Origin of the sequence: Microcoleus sp. CAWBG640, assembly GCF_020883015.1 — a bacterium.
Lineage (GTDB): Bacteria > Cyanobacteriota > Cyanobacteriia > Cyanobacteriales > Microcoleaceae > Microcoleus > Microcoleus anatoxicus.
On record NZ_JAHRFC010000050.1, the window covers coordinates 17,866 to 39,753 of the forward strand.

The window sequence follows — 21,888 nt, forward strand, 5'->3', positions numbered from 1 at the left end:
CCGTGCGTAATTCCTATTAATGCAAGTTTTCGTCCCAGACGCCGATGTAAATTCGATCGCGCTCATTACGTTCGATCGCACCTTTAAGCGCACCCTTCCTAAAAGTAAACCGACTTTTCCGGCGCTGATGCACGTCTCGGAAGCCTTCCATGACTTTCTCATCGGCCCCCCCCAACATCCCGTTTAACGCGGTTTTCACTACCAAATCGTCCACAGATTGAGCAAAAGAACCCTCTGTTTGGACTAGCTGGCCGGAATCGCGATCGTAAATGTAGCCGAGAGTAATCCGATTGGGGACCAAATCGTAAAGTGCTGTACGAGTATTGGGCCAATAGCCTTTACGTTGAGTGTCTGTTGGTTTTCCCAGTTGCTCTAAAATCTGACTTTCCGGCGTGCCCACCGCAAAACCAGGCACTCTGGGGATTTTTTGATTACTGGTTGCGGGTTGTTCTTCGCGGGGGGATGGTGTGGGGGTCGATCGATCTGTCGCTTGGTTTTCAACAGGTTTTTCCGTTGGTTTGGGTGACTCCGCTACAGGAGAAGGTTTGGGTGACTCCGCCACAGGAGAAGGTTTTGGCGTTGGAGTTTCTATCGCTGGCGCTGGAGTTTCTACCGCTGGCGGCGGAGTTTCTTTGGGTGTGGGAATTGCCACTGGTTGGGGAGTTGGAGTTTTTCGCCGAGGTTTCGGAGTTGCTTCGGGTGTGGGAATTGGATCGGGGCGATCGGGCGTACTTGTTTCTGCGGGGGGAGAAGTCCGATTTTCCTGGGCTATGGGTGCGGGTCGATCGGACTGGCGATCGAGCAAAATCCTCGCTATACCCACAAATCCTGCGAAAATCAGGGCGATCGCCACCAACCCCAAAATCCACCAAATTTTGCTTTCCCCAGCCCCAGAAGGCACGACAGCAGGCGCTGTTCTCGCTCCCGCAGGCATCTGAGGCCCGTGTCCCGGCATCACTGCCAGCGTCGGCCCGGTAACGGACACCGGGGAATTCCGTAGCAGCGACAGCCACTCATCCACAGTACCAGGGCGATTTTCAGCCTCTAAAGTCATCCCTCGCATCACCGCTTGACTGATGGCCGCACTTAGCTGAGGCTGTAAATCGCGGGGTGTAGCCATCGGCTGACTGGGGCGAAAAACTGCCGGCATCGGCACCTGTGCTGTCAGCAAAGTATAAAGCGTCGCGGCTAGAGCGTAAACATCTGTTGCGGGGGTGTATTTTCCTTGGGCGAAATACTGTTCTGGCGGTGCGTAGCCATCGGACACCATATTGGTATGATTTTGGGTGACACCGGGAGTAAACTCGCGGGCTATGCCAAAATCAATTAACACAACTTCCTGGGTGTTTTGGCGCAGAATAATGTTTTGTGGTTTGATATCTCGGTGCAGCAAATTCTTTTGATGAACTGCCTTCAAAGCCGCGCCAATCTGCTGTATGTATATAATGGCGACTGCTTCTGGAAGCGGTCTATTTGGCTGCACGACATCCCCCAAGTTCTGCCCTGGAATGTAGTCCATTACCATGTAAGGCTGTCCGTCTTCGACAAAGAAATCGCTGACTCGGACTATATTGGGATGAACGCAGGAAGCTAAACGTCTGGCTTCGTCTTGAAATTTGCGATCGAACTCGGCAAAATTGGGTTGCTGTCGCAGAGATTCGTTGAGGGTTTTGATGACTACAAATTGTCCTAAATAGCGGTGAGTTGCTCTGAAGGTAATCCCAAAGCCGCCTCTTCCCAATTCTTGTTCGAGAGTGTATTTTCCACCCTGTAAGCTTTTGCCGATTAGCGCATCCATAGATCCAGGCGATCGCATACCAAATAACATGGCTGATTATGGCACGTCTTGTTGATGCCATCCCCACTTTTCTGATAAATCGGGGATGTGCCCATTTTACCGATTTTCAGCAAAGTTGGCACTCGATGTTAGAAAATTAAATTATTGATTTTCTTTTTTAGAATCCTGATATATGAAGCCGAAAATAACTACCCCGATCGCATGGCAGCAAGCTGAACTGCTAATGCAGCCCGCCTTGATTCGAGTCCTCGACAATATCCGCAAACAACTAGAAGATTCTGTTTGGACAGGGACTTATCAAGAAGTACACACTCCTTTTCCTGGCTATAAACTGATTTTAGAGCGTCAAGGGGAGCAAAGGTCGATCGATATTTGGGAACTTTGTTATCGAGTCTGTTTTGTTGACTACCAACCAGCCCACTCCGAGATCCAAAGTCAGGAAGTTGAAATTGACACTTTTTTGATTGAGGAGGATACTGGCGATGTAGATTGGAATCGTCTTGATGCCAAGGCCAGCCAATTAATACAGGAAATCTTCGCTAATTTAGCTAATTAGTCAGTAGTTGTTAGTCATTAGTTTTAGTAACCGTCAACCGTCAACCACCTCTTATGCTGATTCAAGAATTGCACGATATCCAAACATCTTTCGGTGCTATCTTTGGCGAATTAACAACCACAGAAACAGTCCCCGTTAGTTTTGCTAATGATGCCGCCGCCATCACCGCCACCAAAGAAAGTGTAGCGCTGTGCGATCGCACTCACTGGGGACGCCTACAAATTTCCGATAGCGATCGCCTACGGTTTTTGCACAATCAAAGTACCAATAATATCAATAAACTTCAACCCGGTCAAGGCTGCGACACTGTGTTTGTGACTTCCACCGCCCGGACGATTGACCTCGCCACAGCTTATGCTACAGAAGATGCTTTGTTGATCTTAGTTTCTCCCAACCGTCGCCGACAATTGCTAGAATTACTCGATCGCTATATTTTCCCCATGGATCGGGTAGCATTAACAGATTTAACTGATACCACAGTCGCTTTCAGTCTTATAGGTCCTCAAAGCAGCAAATTACTAGAAAAACTGGGAGTTAGCGAACTCGAAAATTTACCTAATGCCAGTCACAAATTGATAAAATTAGCTGGGATAGAAGTTCGAGTTGCTATGGGTAGTGGGTTAGCATCTCCCGGATACACCTTAATTGCCGCAGCCACGGATGCAGCTAAATTGTGGCATGAATTAGTGGAAGCAGGGGCCGTACCCATGGGCGATCGAGTCTGGGAACAACTGCGAATCGAACAAGGCCGCCCCGCCACAGATTTTGAGCTTACAGATGACTACAATCCCCTAGAAGCAAGACTGTTACACACCATTACCTATGACAAAGGCTGCTACATCGGTCAAGAAACAATTGCTAGATTGAACACCTACAAAGGAGTCAAACAACAACTTTGGGGCATCCAACTCAGCGGTGCTGTTGAACCGGGAACCGTAGTCACTATTGAAGAGGAAAAAGTAGGCAAAATTACCAGTGTTACAGAAACACAATCTGGCTTTTTTGGTCTGGCTTATATCCGCACCAAAGCTGGTGGTGCAGGATTGAAAGTCCAGGTAGGAGAAATTGTCGGAGAAGTAGTAAATGTGCCTTTTTTAAGTTGATAGTTCCCGGAATCAGGCATCCTGATTAGACAAATTTCAATCATTGTGTAGGGTGCGTCGCTATGAGATTTTAGATGCAATTTGCAGATTGAATAGTGGCGACGCACCACAGGATTAACTAAAATCCTTATTTGGCAGATTTTGAGGCTTTGTTTTCAGCTTCAGGAGATTGCAAAGCTTCGTCTAAAATTGCACGGGCTGACTCTGCTTTACTCCTAGCTTCTCGATAGCGGACATTAGCTTGGGCGAAGTTTTTGAGCACCTTGAAACCATCTTTGAGACTGGTGATTTCCTCAGCACTGACAGCCTCATCTGTAAACAAAATGTCGATCGCCGCCCGGATTTTTAGGGCTTCTTCGCGGGATTCCATGACTTTCAATTTGAGACTTGCCAAATTGCTCAAAATCTGTATTGCTTCGGTAATCGCATCCTCGGTTTCAGATGTCGCATCTTCCATATCTTTAACTTCCACAAACTGTTTTGGGCCAAATCCTTCTTGGAGCTCTGTAGGTAGCTTGTCAGAGTCGATAAGCTGCATAAGCTGATCCATAGCTTCTTCGCGGGCTTTGGCTGAATCTTTCCCTTTAACAGTTAAAATAGTTTCGGGGCTTTGAGGAAGTGTATAGCGAACCATATTTTGACAGCCTTTGTGCGAGAACAATTAATGATATTTTATCTTGATTCGATCGCCAGTTGCAGCTATCACTCCTGAGAAAAGCCAAATCGGTTTTCAAAAGTTAACAGACATATACTCACAAGGAACACTAATATAATGAAAGAGAAATTTATGAACTGGCTGAACATAGTTTTAGTGGCTGACGTATTTTTCGTCTTTGCTAGCTTTGCTTGGTTTGCGATCGCAGTATTAGGTAGATCGACCGGTGTGAATCTCGGTTTCGATCTGTGGTACAGTCTCTGGCAGCCTGTATTTAATCCCGCCCTAGGAATTCTCATGGGAGGCGCTATTCTGAGTGGTATCATTAACCAAGTTTCTAAGCGTCTCAATCCCAAGTAAAATTCATGTCTAGCTCGAACATCTGGTCAAAGTAGTCCTTCGGCTAACTTCCTTCTCCCTTCTAAATTATCAACTATGGGACAACAAAAGTGCATCGGTATCCTTACCAGTGGGGGTGACTGTGCAGGTTTAAATGCAGTGATTCGAGCCGTTGTGTACCGCGCAACAGCAACTTACAATTGGAAGGTGATGGGAATTCGTCAGGCCACCAATGGCTTAATGAGTCGTCCCCCTCAAGCAATTCCTTTGGATATTGAAAAAGTAGACGATTGGCGGACGATTGGCGGTACCATGCTAGGGACGACTAATCAGGGTAATCCTTTTGCATATCCTATGTCAGATGGGACACGGCGCGATCGCTCTGATGATATTATCGAAGGCTATCATCTACTCGGTTTAGATGCCCTAATTGGCATTGGTGGCGATGGTAGTCTAGCTATTCTCAGGAAGATTGCTCAACAAGGCAAGTTGAACTTAGTTGCTATTCCTAAAACTATTGATAATGATGTCGGCATTACCGAGCGTTCCATCGGGTTTGATACTGCTGTTAATATTGCCACTGAAGCACTAGACCGCTTGCATTTTACCGCAGCAAGTCACAGTCGCGTCATGATTATTGAAGTCATGGGACGCGATGCGGGACATATTGCGATTAGTGCGGGCATTGCTGGGGGCGCTGATATCATTTTGATTCCCGAAATTCCTTACACGATTTCTAAAATTTGTGCCAAAATTCAAGAACGTCAAGCACAGGGAAAAAACTACTGTTTAATTGTGGTAGCCGAGGCAGTTCGCACTGAATCAGGCGAATTAGTGATGCAGACAAATCGATTAGGTCAAAGTCGGTTGGGTGGTATCGGTCAGTATTTAGCCGATCAAATTTCTGACTGTAGTGGCGCGGAAACTCGCGTTACTGTTTTGGGACACATTCAACGAGGAGGAACGCCCTCACCCCTAGAAAGATTAATTGCTTCTGCTTTTGGAGTAGCAGCAGTTGATTTAATTGCTGAAGAAAAATACGATTCCATGGTATCTTGGCAAAAACGGGAAGTTGTTAGCGTTCCCTTGGAAGATGCGATCGCCAAATACAGAGCAGTAGAGCTCGATGGTACTCTGGTGAAAACAGCCCGTGGTTTGGAAATTTGCCTGGGAGACTAGAAAATCAGTAACCGAATTTTCCCAAATTAAGCAGTGGTTAAGTCCCTGCTGAGCAGCCAGACTTGTTTAATTGCTATGGTTGCTCGATTTTTTTTAATCAAAAACTTAACTAGCCGATCCCGTCGGGTAGTTCACAGTGTCTTGAGGTACGATGGAATCTAGGGGGAATGCCAAGCCCGCTAAAGTTAAGCTTGGCGGGAATACCCACAGGAAGGGAAAAATGACACTTAACTTGCGGCGACCGGTTTTAATTGGCGGAATCGGACTCTCAGCAGCACTCTGGCTGTTAGAAAGTCTACAGCACTCGGTTTCAGAAATGGGCGAAACGGCACTCATCGGCTTGGTGGCCGCTAGCGCCGGATATTGGTGGTGGCAGCGACAATCGCCTACACTAGAATTTCCACTCCCCGAAGCCCTGGCCAACAGGGAAGCAGCCTTAAAGGCGATCGGGGCTGCAGAAAGCTCGATTAATTTGCTGGCTTCAGAAGCTCCAATATCCGAATCTCCAGCTATGCTTAAAGCACAGCTCGATCGACTCACGGCCGAATTAGACAGACCAGATTTGAGAATTAGTGTGACTGGCGGCAAAGCAGTAGGCAAAAGTACCTTAATTCAAGTTTTGAATTCTCACTGGACATCCCAACAGCCACACAAGCTAACTTTCCAAGAAACAACCCCGCTATTTAGTAGCACCAATACCGATGCTAAAATCAGCGATGATTTAGTGCTGTTTGTGACAGCAGGCGACATTACCGATTCGGAATTTCAAGTATTATCTCAGCTAGTTTTCGCAGGTCAACGTTTCTTGCTAGTTTGGAACAAACAAGACCAATATTTGCCAGCACAGCAGTCCCAAATTTTGCATTCTTTGCAGGAAAAAATGGACGGCCTACTGCCGAAAGAAGATATAATTGCGATCGCAGCGAACCCTAATTCCCTGAAAGTGCGGCAGCATCAAGCTGATGGTACAATCAGCGAACGGATGGAAAATCCCGGAACTCAAATTCAGCCTTTGACGGCAAAACTGACGGAAATCTTAACCGCAGAAAGACAACAATTGGTGTGGGCTCATACAGTGCGGGGCGCTGGAAGTGTTAAACAGGAAGCAAAAACTTTATTAAATGCAGTCAGGCGCGATCGGGCAATGCCCATCATCGAGCAATATCAATATATCGCAGCCGCCGCCGTTTTTGCTAATCCCGTTGCAGCCTTAGACTTGTTAGCAACCACTGCCATCAGTACCCAACTTGTAATCGATCTCGGCACTATTTATCAGCAAAAGTTTTCCCTAGACCAAGCTAAGACAGTAGCGGCAACTTTGGCTACCCAAATGTTGAAATTGGGATTAGTTGAATTGTCTACTCAAACTATTGCTGGATTGCTCAAAAGCAATGCTGTAACTTTTGTCGCTGGAGGCGCAGTGCAAGGAATTAGTGCAGCCTATTTTACTCGCATAGCTGGACTCAGTTTAGTGGAATATTTCCAAAGTCGAGAACTGGAAACTGCTGTAAATAGTAGTTTCAATATAGACCAGTTGACTAAAACTTTGCAAGCGGTATTTCAACAAAATCAGCAAGTTTCGTTCTTGCAATCTTTCATCAACCAAATGGCGAGTCGTCTGGCACCGCCAACATCTCAGCCCGAACCAGTTAATTCAGCTCTCAATTAAGTACAATATTATACCATTTTCATAAAGTCCTACTACAGATACAGATGTAGTTCTTAGCCCCCCCTTACCAAGGGGGGGTTGGGGGGGTAGATATGTAGCGCTACTTGATGAAATTGGTATTAGTCATATTTTGTACTGTTATTAGGAACAGGCTTTGCGGCTTGTTCCACACAAAAAAATTGTCCTTGTGGAACGTGCAACAGAGGTTATATCGTTGACTATTGTATGCTGATTATTTAACCACAGAGGGCGCAGAGAACACAGAGAGATATCTGAGACAATTGAATAATTCTGATGCAGATGGGAATTGATATATTTTTTATAGAGATTATATCGTTGACTGTTGTATTGTGATTATTTAACCACAGAGGGCGCAGAGAACACAGAGAGATATCTGAGACAAATGAGTAATTCTGATGCAGAATAAATTTAAAGTTTAGCAAATTATGAAAATTTGTACTAGAATGGATCGGAATATCTCTAGTTAGATACTCAATTATACTTGCTTAATAAAGCCGATCGCCAATGGCTGATAAATCGATTCAAGACCATCGCTTATCCCTTGCCCGCGCCAGTTTGCGCCAATCCCTGGCGCGCTACTCTAACTTGCGCCCAAGCAAAAACAACTCAAATACAGAATTGGCAGCTACGCTACAAAATCAGTTAGATATCTTAAATTCTACCTCAGAAAAACTTAACCAAAATATCATTCGCATTGCTACCTTTGGTTTAGTCAGCCGTGGCAAGTCAGCCGTATTAAACGCGCTTTTAGGTAAAAAAATTCTGCAAACAGGCCCTCTCAACGGTGTGACTCAGTGGCCGCGTTCCGTGGCTTGGACAATTCCGGCTATTTCTGGCACAAAAGACCCAGAAAAAGTGCAAATAGAATTAATTGATACTCCAGGAATTGATGAAGTTGGTGGAGAAGTACGGGGCGATATGGCGAAGCAAGTCTCTCGCCAAGCTGACTTAATTTTGTTTGTTGTCGCTGGTGATATCACTCGCACTGAATATCAAGCACTGTGCGAATTACAAACAGCTCAAAAACCGCTAATTTTAGTTTTTAATAAAATAGACCTCTATCCAGAATTAGATAGGCAAACTATTTATAAAAGTTTGCAAAATCTCGGAAATAATAGCGAAGATTTAGCCGCCGATGGGGTGAAAGATCAAGCTGATAGTGAAAATTTATCCTCCAACAATCCCTCGCCTAAATCTACTAAAAATAATCACCCTAAATCCTTAGAAATAGTCATGGTAGCGGCGGAACCGGCACCGATGCAGGTGCGGATTGAATGGCCTGATGGGAGCATTACCCACGAGTGGGAGTCGCCGCCGCCGCAGATAGATGAACTCAAACAGACAATTTTCACGATTCTTAACCGAGAAGGTCGATCGCTCCTCGCTCTCAATGCTTTAATGGAAGCTAGAGATGCAGAGGCAAATATTGCCCATCAAATTCTCAAATTGCGACATACCGAAGCCGAGGATTTAATCTGGCAATTTGCGAAATATAAAGCTTTGGCTGTGGGCTTAAATCCGATTGCTTTCCTCGATGTCATGGGAGCAACTGTCGCTGATTTAGCCTTAATTCGCTCTTTATCGAGACTTTACGGTTTACCCATGACTGGCTATGAAGCGGGGAAACTTTGGCAAACTATTTTTTCGAGTGCCGGTGGCGTACTTTTGGGAGAATTAGGTAGTAGTTTTTTGTTGGGATTCGGGAAAAGCGCGGCGATTGCTGCTCCTCAAATAGGCTTTTCTACTTTTGCAGGAGTTGCGGTAACTCAAGCTAGTTTAGCAGCTTACGGAACCTATGCTGTGGGTCGTGCCGCCCAAGTTTATTTAGAAAAAGGCTGCACTTGGGGCCCCTTGGGACAAGATACGGTAATTCAAGAAATTCTTGGTACCATAGAACGTGATACAATTGTCCATCGCCTACAACAAGATTTAAAAATTGGTAAAAAAAATTAACATCTTACCTTCTAGCGATGACAACACCTTGCCTAAAATGAGCAATTGTCGCAATTACTGCTATACAAAAATAAAATATTCTAATCAGCCAAAAACAAATCAACATCGACCAAGAAACAATAGTGGGCGCAGCACCTGTTAACTGCACAAATCGGGAGTTAACTTTTTTTTCAAAGCTATCGAGGTCTTTCATCTGTGATTGAGTCGTAGGAATCACTGGAAACTGACCTGTATATAAATAATAACCAAAGAATCCGGGAACTCCTATCTGTTTTTTCAAAAATAAGTTAGTTATTTTCGTAGCTTCATCCGGCGATAAATTCTCTGATTCTTCAACTTTATCTAACCAAGAATTGTAGCGAATTATCGGCGTACTCATGAACACAAAGGGGACTATCAAAATCAACAAAATAGCACTAACTTGGCGACAATATTCAGGTTTTAAAAGTCGGGTAGCCAAACCAAACCCCATGCCGATGAAAGCAAACACTAAGATATTTAATAATTCAATAACTTCGATGCCTCTCAACAAATCGCCGATAATAAAAATAGTATATAAAATTTTATCTGCCAACATCAGGGCGACAAATTTGATCAGCACTGAAATCCCCACAATCATCGCTGCACTAGCTATATAGCCGATAGCACCTAACAGGTACAAAAAAAGCGAACCAACTTGTTTGAATGACTGCATGAAATTATTAGTTAAGTAAAAGGTTAAAAAACCGATTTATCATTGAACTCAATTTTTTTATTTCTCCCGTATAAACTCTAAAAATTGTTGTACGCTAGCCAAGTTGAAGTATAGCAGGAGGCAGAGGTCATCATATCTCATCGTTGAACAATCTATCGTTAAGAAGTCCCACATCCGAAGGTTGCTAGGTCTAAAATTTATCGATCAGTTCCCCTTTAGCCCCCTTTGTCACTTCTGTGATCCGTTCTTTCATCACACTATCTTCCACAGCATTTTGCTCCGACTGCTGTTGACGATCGCTCCCCAACCATAAAAGATACTCGATATTGCCAGCCGGGCCAAGTAAAGGCGACCAAGTTAAGCCGCGTTGTTCCCATCCTAAAGCAGTGGCTGCTTTCCACACTTGGAAAATCGCATCGGCTTGGGTGGCGGAGTCTCGCACTACGCCTTTTTTCCCCACTCTCTCGCGCCCAACTTCAAACTGTGGCTTTACCAGCAACACGGCTTCTCGCGGTGGTGCTAACAACTCCCACAGCGCTGGTAAAACTTTATCCAGGGAAATAAACGACACATCTACTACTGCCAAATCTGCTCGCTGAGAGTCGCCATAGAGCTCTGTAGCCGTCATGTAGCGCAAATTGGTGCGTTCTTTCAAAATTACCCTCGGATCGTTCCGCAATCCCCAATCTGCTTGACCGTAACCCACATCTATCCCATAGACTTTGGCTGCGCCCGCTTGCAGCAAACAGTCGGTAAAACCCCCTGTGGAAATGCCGCCGTCGAGACAAATTCTATCTGTAACGGGAATCGCAAAAACTTCTAATGCTTTAGCTAATTTGTCGCCACCTCTAGAAACGTAGCGCGATCGCTCTTTAATTTGAATTTGGGCTGAAATATCAACCTCTGTGCCCGGTTTGTCAACTACCTGCTGGTTGACTGCTACTTTTCCTGTGCGAATCAAAGCTTGAGCTTGTTGTCGGGAAGTACACAAATTTAGGTTGACTAATAAAGTGTCTAGTCGTTGTTTTGCCAAGGTTTTTAAGGTTTAAAGATCGGGTTAACAATAGTTTATTAGACATCTCCCAAACAACTGGTCAAAAGCCGTCAGGATCGGGACTAAACCAAAATCCTGTGAGGGGTGTTCCCCCTCACCCCTATTTTGGTGACTTCTATCACGGGGTGTGTCTAGTTTTATCACAGATATACCTTGGTACGATCACACTGAAACCTTGGTGACGAACAGATGATGTAACAATGGGTCAAACCGTTACAAATTAAATGCTTTTGTCAACCAATGCCCTATTTTGGACTGATTAAACCTGTATCGATCTACCATGAAAAACTTTAATTTCCCTATCAAAAATATGGACAATTGTCAAGACAATCCTCTGGCATTTGTCAGCGGTAAGATAGTTCATATTCTCTACCCTAATGGGGATGTAGAAGCAACCACTGTCGAACAAGTCGATCGTCGCCAAACAAAAATTCCCCTGGACAAATGTCTCGTCTGGGGACGTATCGGCGATTTTTAGTCCTTGAACAACGCTCTCCGCCTTTAATACTGTGATGCGATCGACCCAATTTACACAAACCCATCAGCACAAGTTCCTTTTTTTTTGAAAAAAGACTGGCAAAAAATTACCAGTCTCTTTGCAATATCAAGGGCTTAAATTTAAATTCATCAAACTGCTAGTTATCAAGTCAAAATTGACAAAATTTAACAATCGACATTGGAGAGTGGCGAAGCGCCACTACCAATTACCAATCACTAGCAAACTGACTTAGATATCCTGTTCGCTCAATTCGCGAATCATGTAATCAAAAGGCTGTTCCAGAAAAGGCCCCACAGTCAAGCCAGCAGCTTGAACTTGAGCCTTAACCATTTCCTTCATAATCCCGATCCCCATCACCGTCGGGCCAATGGGTACACTCAGTGAATTGTAAGTTTCCCGTAGCCCTTGCAGAACCCGCTCATCAAGCACGTCTGTACTGCCAGCCACTAGAGCGTAAGTAGCATAGCGCAAGTAGTAGTCCATATCCCGCAGACAAGCCGCATAGCGACGAGTCGTGTAAGCATTTCCACCCGGACGGATTAGTTCCGGTTGTTGAGCGAATAATTGAATACCAGCTTGCTTGACAATAGCCGCTGCATTACTGTTAATTGCTGCTGCTGCTTGTACTCGTGCTGTACCCGTTGCAAAATAAGATTTCAACCGATCGATACCATCTCGGTCTAAATACCTACCAGCAACATCATAATTTTCAATCAGACTCGTCACTGCATCGCGCATAAGTTTCTCTCCCAAAAATCTTTATCAATACTTTGCTATCTGAGACAGACCGCCTATTGTAGACTACTACAAATCGGCCTTTGATTAAGATTTGAGATAGGATTTTGATGGACGGTAATAAATCCCCGACCGAACCACCAAAATTTTGTCGCATACCTTGTATCTTCAGCCGAAAATGGACAACAGAAGACCAGGAAACTGTGTGGCAACCCGATCGTTTTTGAAAAAAATGTATTGAAAGATACAAAAAAACCAGTAATGAATGCCTATTATCGGCCACATAGTCTGAAATCTGCCGTTAGCGAAGCACTCGTTGCAGGATCGCCCAGACCAAACCAATATCAGGAGTAAGCCATGTTCCAGACACCCCAAGAAGCCTTAAACTACATAAAAGAAAATAACATCCAGATCGTTGACCTCAAATTCATCGATATGCCGGGGATCTGGCAACACCTATCCCTGTTCCACGACCAAATCGACGAAACAGCCTTCACAGACGGCGTACCCTTCGACGGTTCCAGCATTCGGGGCTGGAAAGCCATCAACGAATCAGACATGACAATGGTCATCGATCCTACCACCGCTTGGATCGACCCGTTCATGGCAGAACCCACCATCAGCTTCATTTGCAGCATTAAAGAACCACGCACAGGCGAACCCTACAGCCGATGTCCCCGCACCATAGCCCAAAAAGCCGTAGACTACTTAGTTAGCACCGGTCTCGGCGATACCGCATTTTTTGGCCCGGAAGCAGAATTCTTCATTTTTGACGATGTTCGCTTCGACCAAACCCAAAACAGTGGCTATTACTATGTAGACTCTGTAGAAGGACGTTGGAATTCCGGCAAAGAAGAACCGGGCGGCAACCTCGGCTACAAACCACGTTACAAAGAAGGTTATTTCCCAGTAGCACCAACCGATACCTCTCAAGACATGAGAACGGAAATGCTGCTGACAATGGCAAAATGTGGCGTACCCATTGAAAAACACCACCACGAAGTCGCCACCGGTGGCCAGTGCGAACTCGGCTTCCGCTTTGACACTTTAGTCAAAGCCGCAGACTATTTGTTAACTTACAAATACGTCATCAAAAACGTCGGCAGAAAATACGGCAAAACCATCACCTTCATGCCCAAACCATTGTTTAACGACAATGGTTCCGGGATGCACGTTCACCAGTCAATTTGGAAAGACGGTCAACCGTTATTTGCTGGCGACCAATATGCTGGTTTCAGTCAAATGGGACTGCATTACATCGGCGGTATTCTCAAGCACGCCCCGGCACTTTTGGCAATCACCAATCCCACAACTAATTCCTATAAACGGTTGGTTCCAGGCTTTGAAGCGCCTGTAAACTTAGCTTATTCTCAAGGAAATCGATCGGCCTCAGTACGGATTCCCTTGTCGGGAACTAACCCGAAAGCCAAACGCTTAGAATTCCGCTGTCCCGATGCCAGTTCTAACCCCTATTTAGCCTTTGCAGCCATGCTGTGCGCGGGCTTAGATGGCATCAAGAATCAAATCGATCCGGGCGAACCTTTGGATGTGGATATCTATGATTTATCCCCGGAAGAATTGAGCAAAATTCCTTCGACTCCCGGTTCCTTGGAAGGTGCTCTGGAAGCTTTGGAAAAAGACCATGCTTTCTTGACTGATACTGGGGTATTTAGCGAAGATTTCATCAAAACTTGGATTTCTTACAAACTCGATAATGAAGTTAACCCCATGCGGTTACGTCCTCACCCCTACGAGTTTGCTTTGTACTACGACTGTTAGATAGTTCGTCTGTCCTGGACGGACTATTAACCTAAAAAACCCGGTTTGTGGCGATCGCCCTCAAAGTCAAAAGAGGTAAGGACCTTCATAAACCGGGTTTTTTGCGTAAGTCCTAACCCATAACAAATAACAAATAACAAATAACAAATAACCCATAACCAATAACCAATAACCAATAACAAATAACCAACAACTATAAGAGTTAAAGTTACTTACCAAAAAACTTCTACCCTGCGAGTGAATTAGGAATCTCAAAAACTGCGTTACAATCCTAAAGGTATCTTTACAAAAAAACATAAAACAATGACCGTAGCTTATCCCCGCAAGCTTCGCAACGGCATGGGAGCCCGTGAAGTTTTAGCTCAAGTCGTGCGCGATCGCGAAATTCACCTGATCACTCTCAACCGCTACCGCTTTAGCGAACAGCGCAGTTGCAAAGACCTCACCGACTTGATCGAACAGCTAGACGGGGAACCAGCCGAACTCGTGCGCGACCTCTCCCGGCACATTTCCGACGAAGCGCGGCACGCCATGTGGCTGACTGACTTGCTGGTAGACTTGGGCCAAAATGTGGGCAAGCCGCCGGGAGTATCCTACATCGACGAGTTTGAAAGACTGTTCGACAGCGAACAGAAAGACCCCACCAAGGACCGCGAAGATTTTGTAATTTCTTCCCTAGCGGCGATTAATGTCACCGAAAAGCGGGGCTGCGAATACTTCGGAGCGCACATCCACGCCCTGAAAAATGCTCCGCAAACTGACGAAAACGTCAAAATCCGCGAAACTATCGAAAAGATTTTTCCCGAAGAAGCAGGCCACGTCCGCTGGGGAAATCGGTGGTTGGGAAACATAGCGGCCAAGAGTCCAGCCCACGCCCAGAAGGTGGAACAGGCGAAGCGCAAGTATGCGGCGATCGAACAAGCTGCATTTGCATCGGGAATGGATATCATGCTGGGGGCAGAACTGCGCCGTGTCACCCGCTTGGTGGATATTGCTAACACGATGCCTATGTGGGAACGGCCCCAATACTTGATGGAACGGTTGGCTGGAACTTTGCTGGCCCCGGATTTGCAGATGACTAGGGTTGATGTGGCTCAGCGGGCCTGGAACCGTGACCCCCAGGCTTTTGTGGAGAAGTTTGTGCCCATGTTTCTCAATGGACTGAATAACTCTCAAAAGAAGCCGACGGCGACTACGACTAAGCCCTAAACCAGGCGGTTGAAAGAGACTGTTGGTGAATTAAAAAAAGGGTGAAATCAAACATCCCATAATCCTGGCAAGACGCAAATCTGGATCGCAATTGTTGCTAACTGATTCAAGCCTTGACTTGACATCATCCCCGTACCTCAAAGTACGGGGATTCCTAATATCCAGCGCGGTGGAAACCGCGAGCGTAAAAAGTATCGCAAAGCATAGCAAATTGTCGGCGAGTTATAGCAAATTCTCTCTTTATCGTCCTGTATTAAACTCTCTCTTCTCTTCCTTCGCGTCAAGAGCGCCTTCGCGGTTAATATCAAATCCGGTAGCATCGGAATTATTCAGAACTCTATTCTCTCCCTCTGTGTCCTCTGTGTTCTCTGCGGTTAAATCATTCCGATGTAACCGGAAACAATATAAATCCTATGGCTGGTTAATGCTGGGTATCGCCGTGTTGATTAGGAAAATACTTCGATAGTAGCGCTATAATGATTGATAATTCTTAAAAACAGACTCATAAACATGGTGCAATTAACCGCAACAGTCTCGGCTCAAGAGTTAGCAAGTTTAGCCGTAGATTTGATTAAGAAATCGGGTTGTGAATACGGTGATGTGCGTTTTTGTGCTTACCGAAGGCAGAGTCTGTACGCGCGCGATCGCTCTTTAAGCAATATCTCTGATAATGTTAGTTCTGGTTTTGGTGTGCGGGTACTCCTGGATGGGGCCTGGGGCTTTGCTGCCAGTCACAATCGTACAGCGGCTGAGGTGGCTAGAATTGTGGCTTTGGCTGTAGAAATCGCCAAAGGTAGTCGTTTGACTCAAAAAGAACCGGTGCGGTTGGTGCCTGTTGACAAATATGTCGATCGCTACATTACTCCGATCGCCATTGACCCGTTTTCTGTACCAGTCGCTGACAAAGCCGAACTCCTACTAAATATTAACACACAACTGTTAACTCATGGCGATAGAGGTATCAAAAAAGCTTATTCTTTTCTGCAATTCAACCACGAAGATAAGGTTTTCGCTTCTACGGAAGGTTCGCTAATCGAACAAACCATTTACCGCAGTTATCCGGGCTTTAGCTGTACGGCAATTGCGGGCGGCGATGCCCAAAGTCGCGAATACGAACGCCCGCCCTTAAATCTGGGTTACGAACATATTAACCCAACTGATTTGCTGAGTCAAATAGATAGAGTTGCTGCCGAAGCAATTGAGAAAGTCGCCGCTCCAAAAGCAGCGCCAGGTATTTGCAAGTCCCTGATTCTCAAGCCGACAAATTTATTTTTGACCATCCACGAATCCGTCGGACATCCAACGGAATTAGACCGAGTTTATGGCTACGAATCTAATTTCGCGGGTACGAGTTTTGCTACTACCGATAAGTTGAATAAACTGCAATACGGCGCACCTTGGGTGAACTTCAAGTGCGATCGCACTCAACCAGCCGGTCGCGGTACAATGGGTTACGATGATGAGGGCGTAAAATCACAGGATTGGTACGTTGTCAAGGATGGCATTTTAGTTGATTATCTAACTGATAGAGAAACAGCATATCGCCTCGGACGTGCCACCAGCAACGGTTCTGCCTGCGCTGATAGTTGGTCGAGCGTGCCGATGGTCAGAATTCCTAATTTGGGATTGGAACCGGGCCCGGATGGCGGTAGTCATACTGCTACTTTGGATGAGATGATTGCTGATACGGAAGATGGGATTTTAATCGACGGTGTGGGCAGTTTTTCCATCGATCAGCAGCGGCGTAATTTTCAATTCGGTGGCGATGCTTTCTGGAAGGTGGAAAAGGGTAAAGTTGTGGGAATGTTGAAGGATGTAACTTATCATTCGATGAGCACGGATTTCTGGAATCAAATAGATGCGATCGGACCTGCTTCAGAACGGGTACAGTGTGGTACGAATATGTGTGGTAAAGGTGAACCGATGCAGGTAGCTCAAATGACTCATGCTTGTGTACCGGTGCGGGTGAGGGATATTCAAATTGGGGGAAATTCTTAATTCGGAATGATTTAACCACAGAGGGCGCAGAGAACACAGAGAGAACTCGGAGATGAATAATTCAGATTTATGATAGTAACGACATCGCCTGCAATTTTAAGTGAAGACCAAGCCTTATCTTTGGTAGAAAAAGTAGTCAAACAATCCGAAGCTGAAGCAGTATTTGTCAGTCTCTATACTGGCGAAGAATCTCTTTCCCGATTCTCGGAAAATCAAATCAGCCAAAATATCAGCAAAACTGTATTTAGCCTGAACATTACTAGCTATTTCGGTAACAAAAGTGCCTCCGCTGCGGTGACGGATTTTGACGAAGATGCGATCGCCCAAACTGTCAAACGCTCTGAAGAGTTAGCCAAAATTGCCCCCGCAGACCCCGAATGGATGCCACTGTTACCCCCTCAAACCTACGATTTGCCCCCGGCGGCCTTTGACGAAGCAACAGCCGCTGCATCGCCTATAGCACGGGCAGAAATGGTACAGCAGGCTTGCGCGATCGCCTCACAAGCAGGTGCTAATGCTTCCGGTACTTTGAGCACTGAGGCGTCATTGTATGCGATCGCCTCCAGCACCGGACTCCGCGCCTGCAACCATTCTACAGAGGCGAATTTCAGCTTTACTACTCGCATTGACAACGGTTCTAGCTGGAGTGAAATCACAGCTTGGAGTATTAGTCAACTGTCGATCGCCCAATTAGCCCAACAAGTAGTCGATCGCGCGATCGCATCCCGAAATCCCCGCGAAATCACTCCCGGCATTTATCCTGTAATCTTTGAGGGTGCGGCGTTTGCGGATTTGCTACCCTGGGTAATTTGGGGGATGGATGCGAGGGCGGCGGATGAAGGGCGATCGTTTATGTCGATCGCAGATGAAACCGGAAAACCCGTGGGAAACCGCGCGGGCGAACAACTTTTCAGCCCCCTGGTGCAAGTACAGCGCGATCCGGCACATCCTTTATTGCGATCGGGTAATTTTTTCGGCGATGGATTAAGCAATAACTATTTGGAAATCATCAAAAATGGCATCCCTCAAAGCTTGTCTTATTCCCGCTATTGGGCAGCCCAAAAAGGTAAAGAATCAAAGGGTGCTTATTACCCGATCGTGATGACAGGTTCCGACCAAAGTTTAGCAGATATAATTGCTCAAACTGAGCGCGGAATTTTCGTCAGTCGAGCTTGGTACGTCAACTACGTAAATCCCAAGACATCGGAAGTAACAGGAATGACTCGTGACGGTACTTTTTGGATTGAAAACGGCAAGATTGCTTACCCGATTAAGAACTTGCGTTTCAATCAAGTTTTACCTGATATGTTGCGGGATGTAGATGCCCTTAGCGAAGTGAAACGTTATGGCGGTAGTGTAGTACCAGCAGTGCGCGTGAAAGCCTTTAATTTTACCAGTATTACTGATAGTTTGTAACCCAAAATTTCCCAGAATTTGTAGGGGCGGGTTTTACCAACAATCATTGCCAATAATCGACAATCTAAATAAACCCGCCCCCACCCAAGGGTAAATTGGAATCTACCTCTTTAATCTAATCGAAAAATGCTGCAAATAGATATCCGCGAAGTTAACAACCAACAAGAATTAGAAAAAATGTTCCATCAGCGCTGGCTGGTTTTGCGATCGCCCCTAGGCATGGAAAAGGGTAGCGAAAGAGACAATCACGAAGATGGCGCTGTTCATTTAGTTGGAATATGCGATCGCCAAATTATTGCTTCAGCGCGACTGCGCGAATCATCCCCAGGAGTAGGAAACATCAGCTACGTTGCCGTGCTTCCTGAATTTCAAAATCAGGGAATTGGCACTAAATTAATTGAAAACTTAATCGTCAAAGCTCAGCAAAAAAATCTCAAATCTGTCAGACTTATGTCTCGAATTAACGCCATTAAATTTTACCAAAAAATAGGATTCTCCGAACAAGACAATCCCTTTGAATTCCTGGGAATTCCGCACATATTTATGCAGTTAGAAATTCCAGCATGATTTCTAATGCGATCGCCCAGAGTGCAAAATTGAATTAACCGTGAAACCTGTACTCTTTTTGTGCTATAGGTTTCAGGGCTTTGTGGGTATGTATTCCGGTGGCTGGGGCTGCAAGTCCCAGGAAGTTCAAAATTTTGGGGAGGGGACGCATCTACCTTAAGGTAGATTATTATTTCTGATAACTTAGGATTAAAACCAGCTACTATAGTCATCAGTCAGTTATCAGTTGTCCCTTGTCCGTTGCCTATTCTCTGTTCTCAGTAGTAACAAACAACAAATAATAAACAACAAATTACCCCTTACCAATTACCCATTACCCCTTACCAAATTACCCAATGCCCCATTCCCCATTCCCCATTCCCCATTAACTAATGAATCAATACTTTGCTACAGTGGCGCGCGGATTAGAAAATATTGCCGCCCAAGAATTAGAAAAATTAGGAGCCGAGAATGTGCAGCCAGATTTTACTGGGGTGTACTTTTCGGGCGATCGCGCTTTATTGTATCGTGTAAATCTGTGGTCTAGAACCATTTTTCGAGTCCTAGTACCCATCGCCGAATTCCAGTGTTACAACTCAGATATGCTGTACCGCGCAGTCCAGAAAATCTCTTGGGATGAGTTTTTGGATGCTGACAATACTTTAGCAGTCAACTGTACGGGTGGCAATGAGAAATTGAACCACACTCATTTTACAGCTTTGCAGGTCAAAAATGCGATCGCCGACCAACAGCGCCATCAATTTAACAAGCGTTCGAGTGTGGATGTAGAAAATCCCGATTTGCTGATTAATATTCACATTCATCGAGATAGAGCTATCTTAAGTTTAGACAGTTCTGGCGGCAGTTTGCACCGACGGGGATATCGGCCCGCAATGGGTATGGCACCCTTAAAAGAAACCCTAGCTGCGGCGTTGTTAGACATGGCAGAATGGACACCAGATTTACCTTTTTTAGACCCCATGTGTGGTTCGGGAACTTTACCTTTGGAAGCTAGTTTAAAGGGTTTGAATATTGCGCCGGGATTGTTTCGAGACAAGTTTGGATTTATGAGTTGGCGAGATTTTGACGAACCCTTATGGGATAAATTGTGGGCTGAAGCCGAGAATAGCGAATTACCGGAACTTCAGCAAGTGGTTGCAGGATGCGATCGCGATTCTGATATGTTAACCCAAGCTCGCATCAATGCACAGCAAGCAGGTCTTTCGGGTAAGATAGAGTTTGCTCACACCGAGTTATCTGAGTTGGAACCACCCGCAGACAGTGGCGTTCTCATTTGCAATCCTCCCTACGGAGAAAGGCTAGGCGATGCGAAGGAATTGGGAGAACTTTATAAGATGTTAGGGGATATTTTCAAGCAGCGTTTTAAAGGTTGGAATGCGTTTATTTTGACGGGAAATAAGGAGTTGGGAAAACAGGTTGGTCTGAGAACATCCAAGCGAATTCCTGTTTTTAACGGTTCCATTCCTTGTACTTTACTAAAATATGAACTGTATTGAGTATTTGTAGTAATTATCCAACTCTAGCTGACAATAACGCATATTGATTAAAACAGGTTAGGCAAAATGAAAATCTTTGAATTAGACGGACATAAACTAATTTTGGGAGATGCGCTAGAAGTCCTTTCTCATGAAATCAAAGACAACTCAATTGATTTGATTTTTGCCGACCCTCCCTATAATATTGGCAAAAACTTCGATGGCTTTAAAGACAAGTGGGAATCAGAAAGCGATTATTTAGAATGGAGTTATACTTGGTTAAATTTATGTATTAATAAGCTCAAACCTAACGGCAGCTTGTATCTGATGGCTTCCACTCAATGTATGCCTTACTTTGATATATATTTGCGCGATCGTTTAACAATTCTTTCTCGAATAGTGTGGTATTATGACAGTTCGGGAGTCCAAGCCAAAAAATATTACGGTTCTCTGTACGAACCTATTTTATATTGTGTCAAAGACAAACGAAATTATACATTTAATTCCTCAGATATTCTGGTTGAAGCAAAAACTGGAGCTGTCAGAAAACTAATTGATTACCGCAAGTCTACACCATCAGTATATAATTCTGAAAAAGTTCCAGGTAATGTATGGGAGTTTCCCAGAGTCAGATATCGTATGCCCCAATACGAAGATCATCCTAGCCAAAAACCCACATCTTTGTTAGAACGAATTATCAAAGCAAGTAGTAATGAGGGAGACATCGTATTAGACGTATTTTCTGGAACTTTTACCACATCATTTGTTGCTAAACAGCTTAATAGAAAGTCAGTCGGAATAGAATTACAAGAAAAATATGTAGAAATAGGATTAAATAGATTAGAGATTACTTGTGATGAAAATAAATTTTATTTCAAGTTATCTGCAACTGATATTGCTTGTAATAAGGACTGTTCGTCCTTACTACAAACGCAACTCAATACTGAGAATTAAGGCTCGATTTTCACCGAAATAATCTTGTCGCCTTGGCGGATAGCATTGACTACAGACATATCCTCAGTTTGACCAAAAGTTGTGTGAACTCCATCTAGATGAGACTGGGGAGAATGGCAAATAAAGAATTGGCTACCACCCGTATTTTTGCCTGCGTGGGCCATCGATAAAGTTCCTGCCAAATGTTTGTGGGAGTTGATTTCGCAGTTAATTTTGTAACCAGGGCCACCTGTGC

The 21,888-nt window shown here is 44.9% G+C and carries 20 protein-coding genes; 14 read left to right on the forward strand and 6 right to left on the reverse strand.

Annotation, left to right across the window (positions count from 1 at the left end; all coding sequences use genetic code 11):
- Window positions 1–16 precede the first annotated feature (16 nt).
- Window positions 17–1,828: a protein kinase gene (locus AAFP11_RS21295; protein ID WP_341738869.1), complete on the reverse strand. Its 1,812-nt coding sequence runs from the start codon at window positions 1,826–1,828 to the stop codon at window positions 17–19.
- Window positions 1,829–1,970: 142 nt separating this feature from the next.
- On the opposite strand from AAFP11_RS21295, the gene AAFP11_RS21300 reads away from it, so the two are divergent.
- Together AAFP11_RS21300 and AAFP11_RS21305 are read left to right on the forward strand one after the other, a co-directional pair.
- Window positions 1,971–2,354, forward strand: coding sequence for a hypothetical protein (locus AAFP11_RS21300; protein ID WP_341738870.1), 384 nt, complete (start codon window positions 1,971–1,973; stop codon window positions 2,352–2,354).
- Window positions 2,355–2,410: 56 nt separating this feature from the next.
- A complete protein-coding gene (locus tag AAFP11_RS21305) occupies window positions 2,411–3,457 on the forward strand; it encodes a folate-binding protein (protein WP_341738886.1) in 1,047 nt (348 codons plus the stop codon).
- Between the two features lie 127 nt (window positions 3,458–3,584).
- On the opposite strand, the gene AAFP11_RS21310 is transcribed toward AAFP11_RS21305, so the two are convergent.
- Entirely contained in the window at window positions 3,585–4,091 is a 507-nt protein-coding gene (locus AAFP11_RS21310; RefSeq protein WP_341738871.1) for a hypothetical protein, read from the reverse strand.
- Between the two features lie 138 nt (window positions 4,092–4,229).
- Between AAFP11_RS21310 and AAFP11_RS21315 the strand changes: the two genes are divergently transcribed.
- The 4 genes from AAFP11_RS21315 (at window position 4,230) to AAFP11_RS21330 (ending at window position 9,273) form a co-directional block, all read left to right on the forward strand.
- On the forward strand, window positions 4,230–4,472 hold the full coding sequence (locus AAFP11_RS21315; RefSeq protein ID WP_340521440.1) for a hypothetical protein: 243 nt from the start codon (window positions 4,230–4,232) through the stop codon (window positions 4,470–4,472).
- A gap of 75 nt (window positions 4,473–4,547) precedes the next feature.
- Window positions 4,548–5,630, forward strand: coding sequence for an ATP-dependent 6-phosphofructokinase (locus AAFP11_RS21320; RefSeq protein WP_341738872.1), 1,083 nt, complete (start codon window positions 4,548–4,550; stop codon window positions 5,628–5,630).
- A gap of 220 nt (window positions 5,631–5,850) precedes the next feature.
- Window positions 5,851–7,299, forward strand: coding sequence for a DUF697 domain-containing protein (locus AAFP11_RS21325; protein ID WP_341738873.1), 1,449 nt, complete (start codon window positions 5,851–5,853; stop codon window positions 7,297–7,299).
- A gap of 525 nt (window positions 7,300–7,824) precedes the next feature.
- Entirely contained in the window at window positions 7,825–9,273 is a 1,449-nt protein-coding gene (locus AAFP11_RS21330) for a GTP-binding protein (RefSeq protein ID WP_341738874.1), read from the forward strand.
- 4 nt (window positions 9,274–9,277) lie between these two features.
- Here the strand turns inward: AAFP11_RS21330 and AAFP11_RS21335 are convergent, their stop codons facing one another.
- Together AAFP11_RS21335 and AAFP11_RS21340 are read right to left on the reverse strand one after the other, a co-directional pair.
- A complete protein-coding gene (locus tag AAFP11_RS21335; protein ID WP_341738875.1) occupies window positions 9,278–9,967 on the reverse strand; it encodes a hypothetical protein in 690 nt (229 codons plus the stop codon).
- Window positions 9,968–10,157: 190 nt separating this feature from the next.
- Entirely contained in the window at window positions 10,158–11,000 is an 843-nt protein-coding gene (locus AAFP11_RS21340) for a TlyA family RNA methyltransferase (RefSeq protein WP_341738876.1), read from the reverse strand.
- Between the two features lie 301 nt (window positions 11,001–11,301).
- On the opposite strand from AAFP11_RS21340, the gene AAFP11_RS21345 reads away from it, so the two are divergent.
- Window positions 11,302–11,499 carry a hypothetical protein gene (locus AAFP11_RS21345; protein ID WP_341738877.1) on the forward strand — a complete coding sequence of 66 codons (198 nt, stop codon included), beginning with the start codon at window positions 11,302–11,304 and terminating at the stop codon, window positions 11,497–11,499.
- Window positions 11,500–11,748: 249 nt separating this feature from the next.
- Here AAFP11_RS21345 and apcB read toward each other — a convergent pair whose 3' ends face one another.
- Window positions 11,749–12,258 carry an allophycocyanin subunit beta gene (gene apcB / locus AAFP11_RS21350; RefSeq protein WP_341734139.1) on the reverse strand — a complete coding sequence of 170 codons (510 nt, stop codon included), beginning with the start codon at window positions 12,256–12,258 and terminating at the stop codon, window positions 11,749–11,751.
- 354 nt (window positions 12,259–12,612) lie between these two features.
- Here apcB and glnA point away from each other — a divergent pair, with 354 nt between their 5' ends.
- The 7 genes from glnA (at window position 12,613) to yhdJ (ending at window position 21,653) form a co-directional block, all read left to right on the forward strand.
- Window positions 12,613–14,034: a type I glutamate--ammonia ligase gene (gene glnA / locus AAFP11_RS21355; RefSeq protein ID WP_341738878.1), complete on the forward strand. Its 1,422-nt coding sequence runs from the start codon at window positions 12,613–12,615 to the stop codon at window positions 14,032–14,034.
- Between the two features lie 303 nt (window positions 14,035–14,337).
- Window positions 14,338–15,243 (forward strand): ferritin-like domain-containing protein, encoded by a 906-nt coding sequence (locus tag AAFP11_RS21360; RefSeq protein WP_341738879.1) that lies wholly within the window; start codon window positions 14,338–14,340, stop codon window positions 15,241–15,243.
- 510 nt (window positions 15,244–15,753) lie between these two features.
- The gene (locus tag AAFP11_RS21365; protein ID WP_341738880.1) at window positions 15,754–17,241 is read left to right on the forward strand and encodes a TldD/PmbA family protein; all 1,488 of its coding nucleotides are present in this window, start codon (window positions 15,754–15,756) and stop codon (window positions 17,239–17,241) included.
- 69 nt (window positions 17,242–17,310) lie between these two features.
- Window positions 17,311–18,657, forward strand: coding sequence for a TldD/PmbA family protein (locus tag AAFP11_RS21370; RefSeq protein ID WP_341738881.1), 1,347 nt, complete (start codon window positions 17,311–17,313; stop codon window positions 18,655–18,657).
- A 126-nt stretch (window positions 18,658–18,783) separates the two neighbouring features.
- The gene (locus AAFP11_RS21375) at window positions 18,784–19,224 is read left to right on the forward strand and encodes a GNAT family N-acetyltransferase (protein WP_341738882.1); all 441 of its coding nucleotides are present in this window, start codon (window positions 18,784–18,786) and stop codon (window positions 19,222–19,224) included.
- Between the two features lie 371 nt (window positions 19,225–19,595).
- The gene (locus AAFP11_RS21380) at window positions 19,596–20,720 is read left to right on the forward strand and encodes a THUMP domain-containing protein (protein WP_341738883.1); all 1,125 of its coding nucleotides are present in this window, start codon (window positions 19,596–19,598) and stop codon (window positions 20,718–20,720) included.
- A gap of 66 nt (window positions 20,721–20,786) precedes the next feature.
- Window positions 20,787–21,653, forward strand: coding sequence for an adenine-specific DNA-methyltransferase (gene yhdJ / locus AAFP11_RS21385; RefSeq protein WP_341738884.1), 867 nt, complete (start codon window positions 20,787–20,789; stop codon window positions 21,651–21,653).
- Here yhdJ and AAFP11_RS21390 read toward each other — a convergent pair.
- Window positions 21,650–21,888: peptidylprolyl isomerase (locus AAFP11_RS21390; protein WP_341738885.1), on the reverse strand; the 239-nt coding region annotated here is incomplete at its 5' end. The two genes, yhdJ and AAFP11_RS21390, sit on opposite strands and share 4 nt — an antisense overlap.

Bases quoted from the DNA above. Each gene is read 5' to 3' on its own strand.
- yhdJ (WP_341738884.1), top strand. From the start codon at position 20,787: ATGAAAATCTTTGAATTAGACGGACATAAACTAATTTTGGGAGATGCG.
- AAFP11_RS21375 (WP_341738882.1), top strand. From the start codon at position 18,784: ATGCTGCAAATAGATATCCGCGAAGTTAACAACCAACAAGAATTAGAA.
- AAFP11_RS21325 (WP_341738873.1), top strand. From the start codon at position 5,851: ATGACACTTAACTTGCGGCGACCGGTTTTAATTGGCGGAATCGGACTC.
- AAFP11_RS21335 (WP_341738875.1), bottom strand. From the start codon at position 9,967: ATGCAGTCATTCAAACAAGTTGGTTCGCTTTTTTTGTACCTGTTAGGT.
- AAFP11_RS21310 (WP_341738871.1), bottom strand. From the start codon at position 4,091: ATGGTTCGCTATACACTTCCTCAAAGCCCCGAAACTATTTTAACTGTT.
- AAFP11_RS21315 (WP_340521440.1), top strand. From the start codon at position 4,230: ATGAAAGAGAAATTTATGAACTGGCTGAACATAGTTTTAGTGGCTGAC.
- AAFP11_RS21320 (WP_341738872.1), top strand. From the start codon at position 4,548: ATGGGACAACAAAAGTGCATCGGTATCCTTACCAGTGGGGGTGACTGT.
- AAFP11_RS21360 (WP_341738879.1), top strand. From the start codon at position 14,338: ATGACCGTAGCTTATCCCCGCAAGCTTCGCAACGGCATGGGAGCCCGT.
- AAFP11_RS21330 (WP_341738874.1), top strand. From the start codon at position 7,825: ATGGCTGATAAATCGATTCAAGACCATCGCTTATCCCTTGCCCGCGCC.
- AAFP11_RS21300 (WP_341738870.1), top strand. From the start codon at position 1,971: ATGAAGCCGAAAATAACTACCCCGATCGCATGGCAGCAAGCTGAACTG.
- AAFP11_RS21370 (WP_341738881.1), top strand. From the start codon at position 17,311: ATGATAGTAACGACATCGCCTGCAATTTTAAGTGAAGACCAAGCCTTA.
- AAFP11_RS21295 (WP_341738869.1), bottom strand. From the start codon at position 1,828: ATGTTATTTGGTATGCGATCGCCTGGATCTATGGATGCGCTAATCGGC.
- AAFP11_RS21365 (WP_341738880.1), top strand. From the start codon at position 15,754: ATGGTGCAATTAACCGCAACAGTCTCGGCTCAAGAGTTAGCAAGTTTA.
- AAFP11_RS21380 (WP_341738883.1), top strand. From the start codon at position 19,596: ATGAATCAATACTTTGCTACAGTGGCGCGCGGATTAGAAAATATTGCC.
- glnA (WP_341738878.1), top strand. From the start codon at position 12,613: ATGTTCCAGACACCCCAAGAAGCCTTAAACTACATAAAAGAAAATAAC.
- AAFP11_RS21345 (WP_341738877.1), top strand. From the start codon at position 11,302: ATGAAAAACTTTAATTTCCCTATCAAAAATATGGACAATTGTCAAGAC.
- apcB (WP_341734139.1), bottom strand. From the start codon at position 12,258: ATGCGCGATGCAGTGACGAGTCTGATTGAAAATTATGATGTTGCTGGT.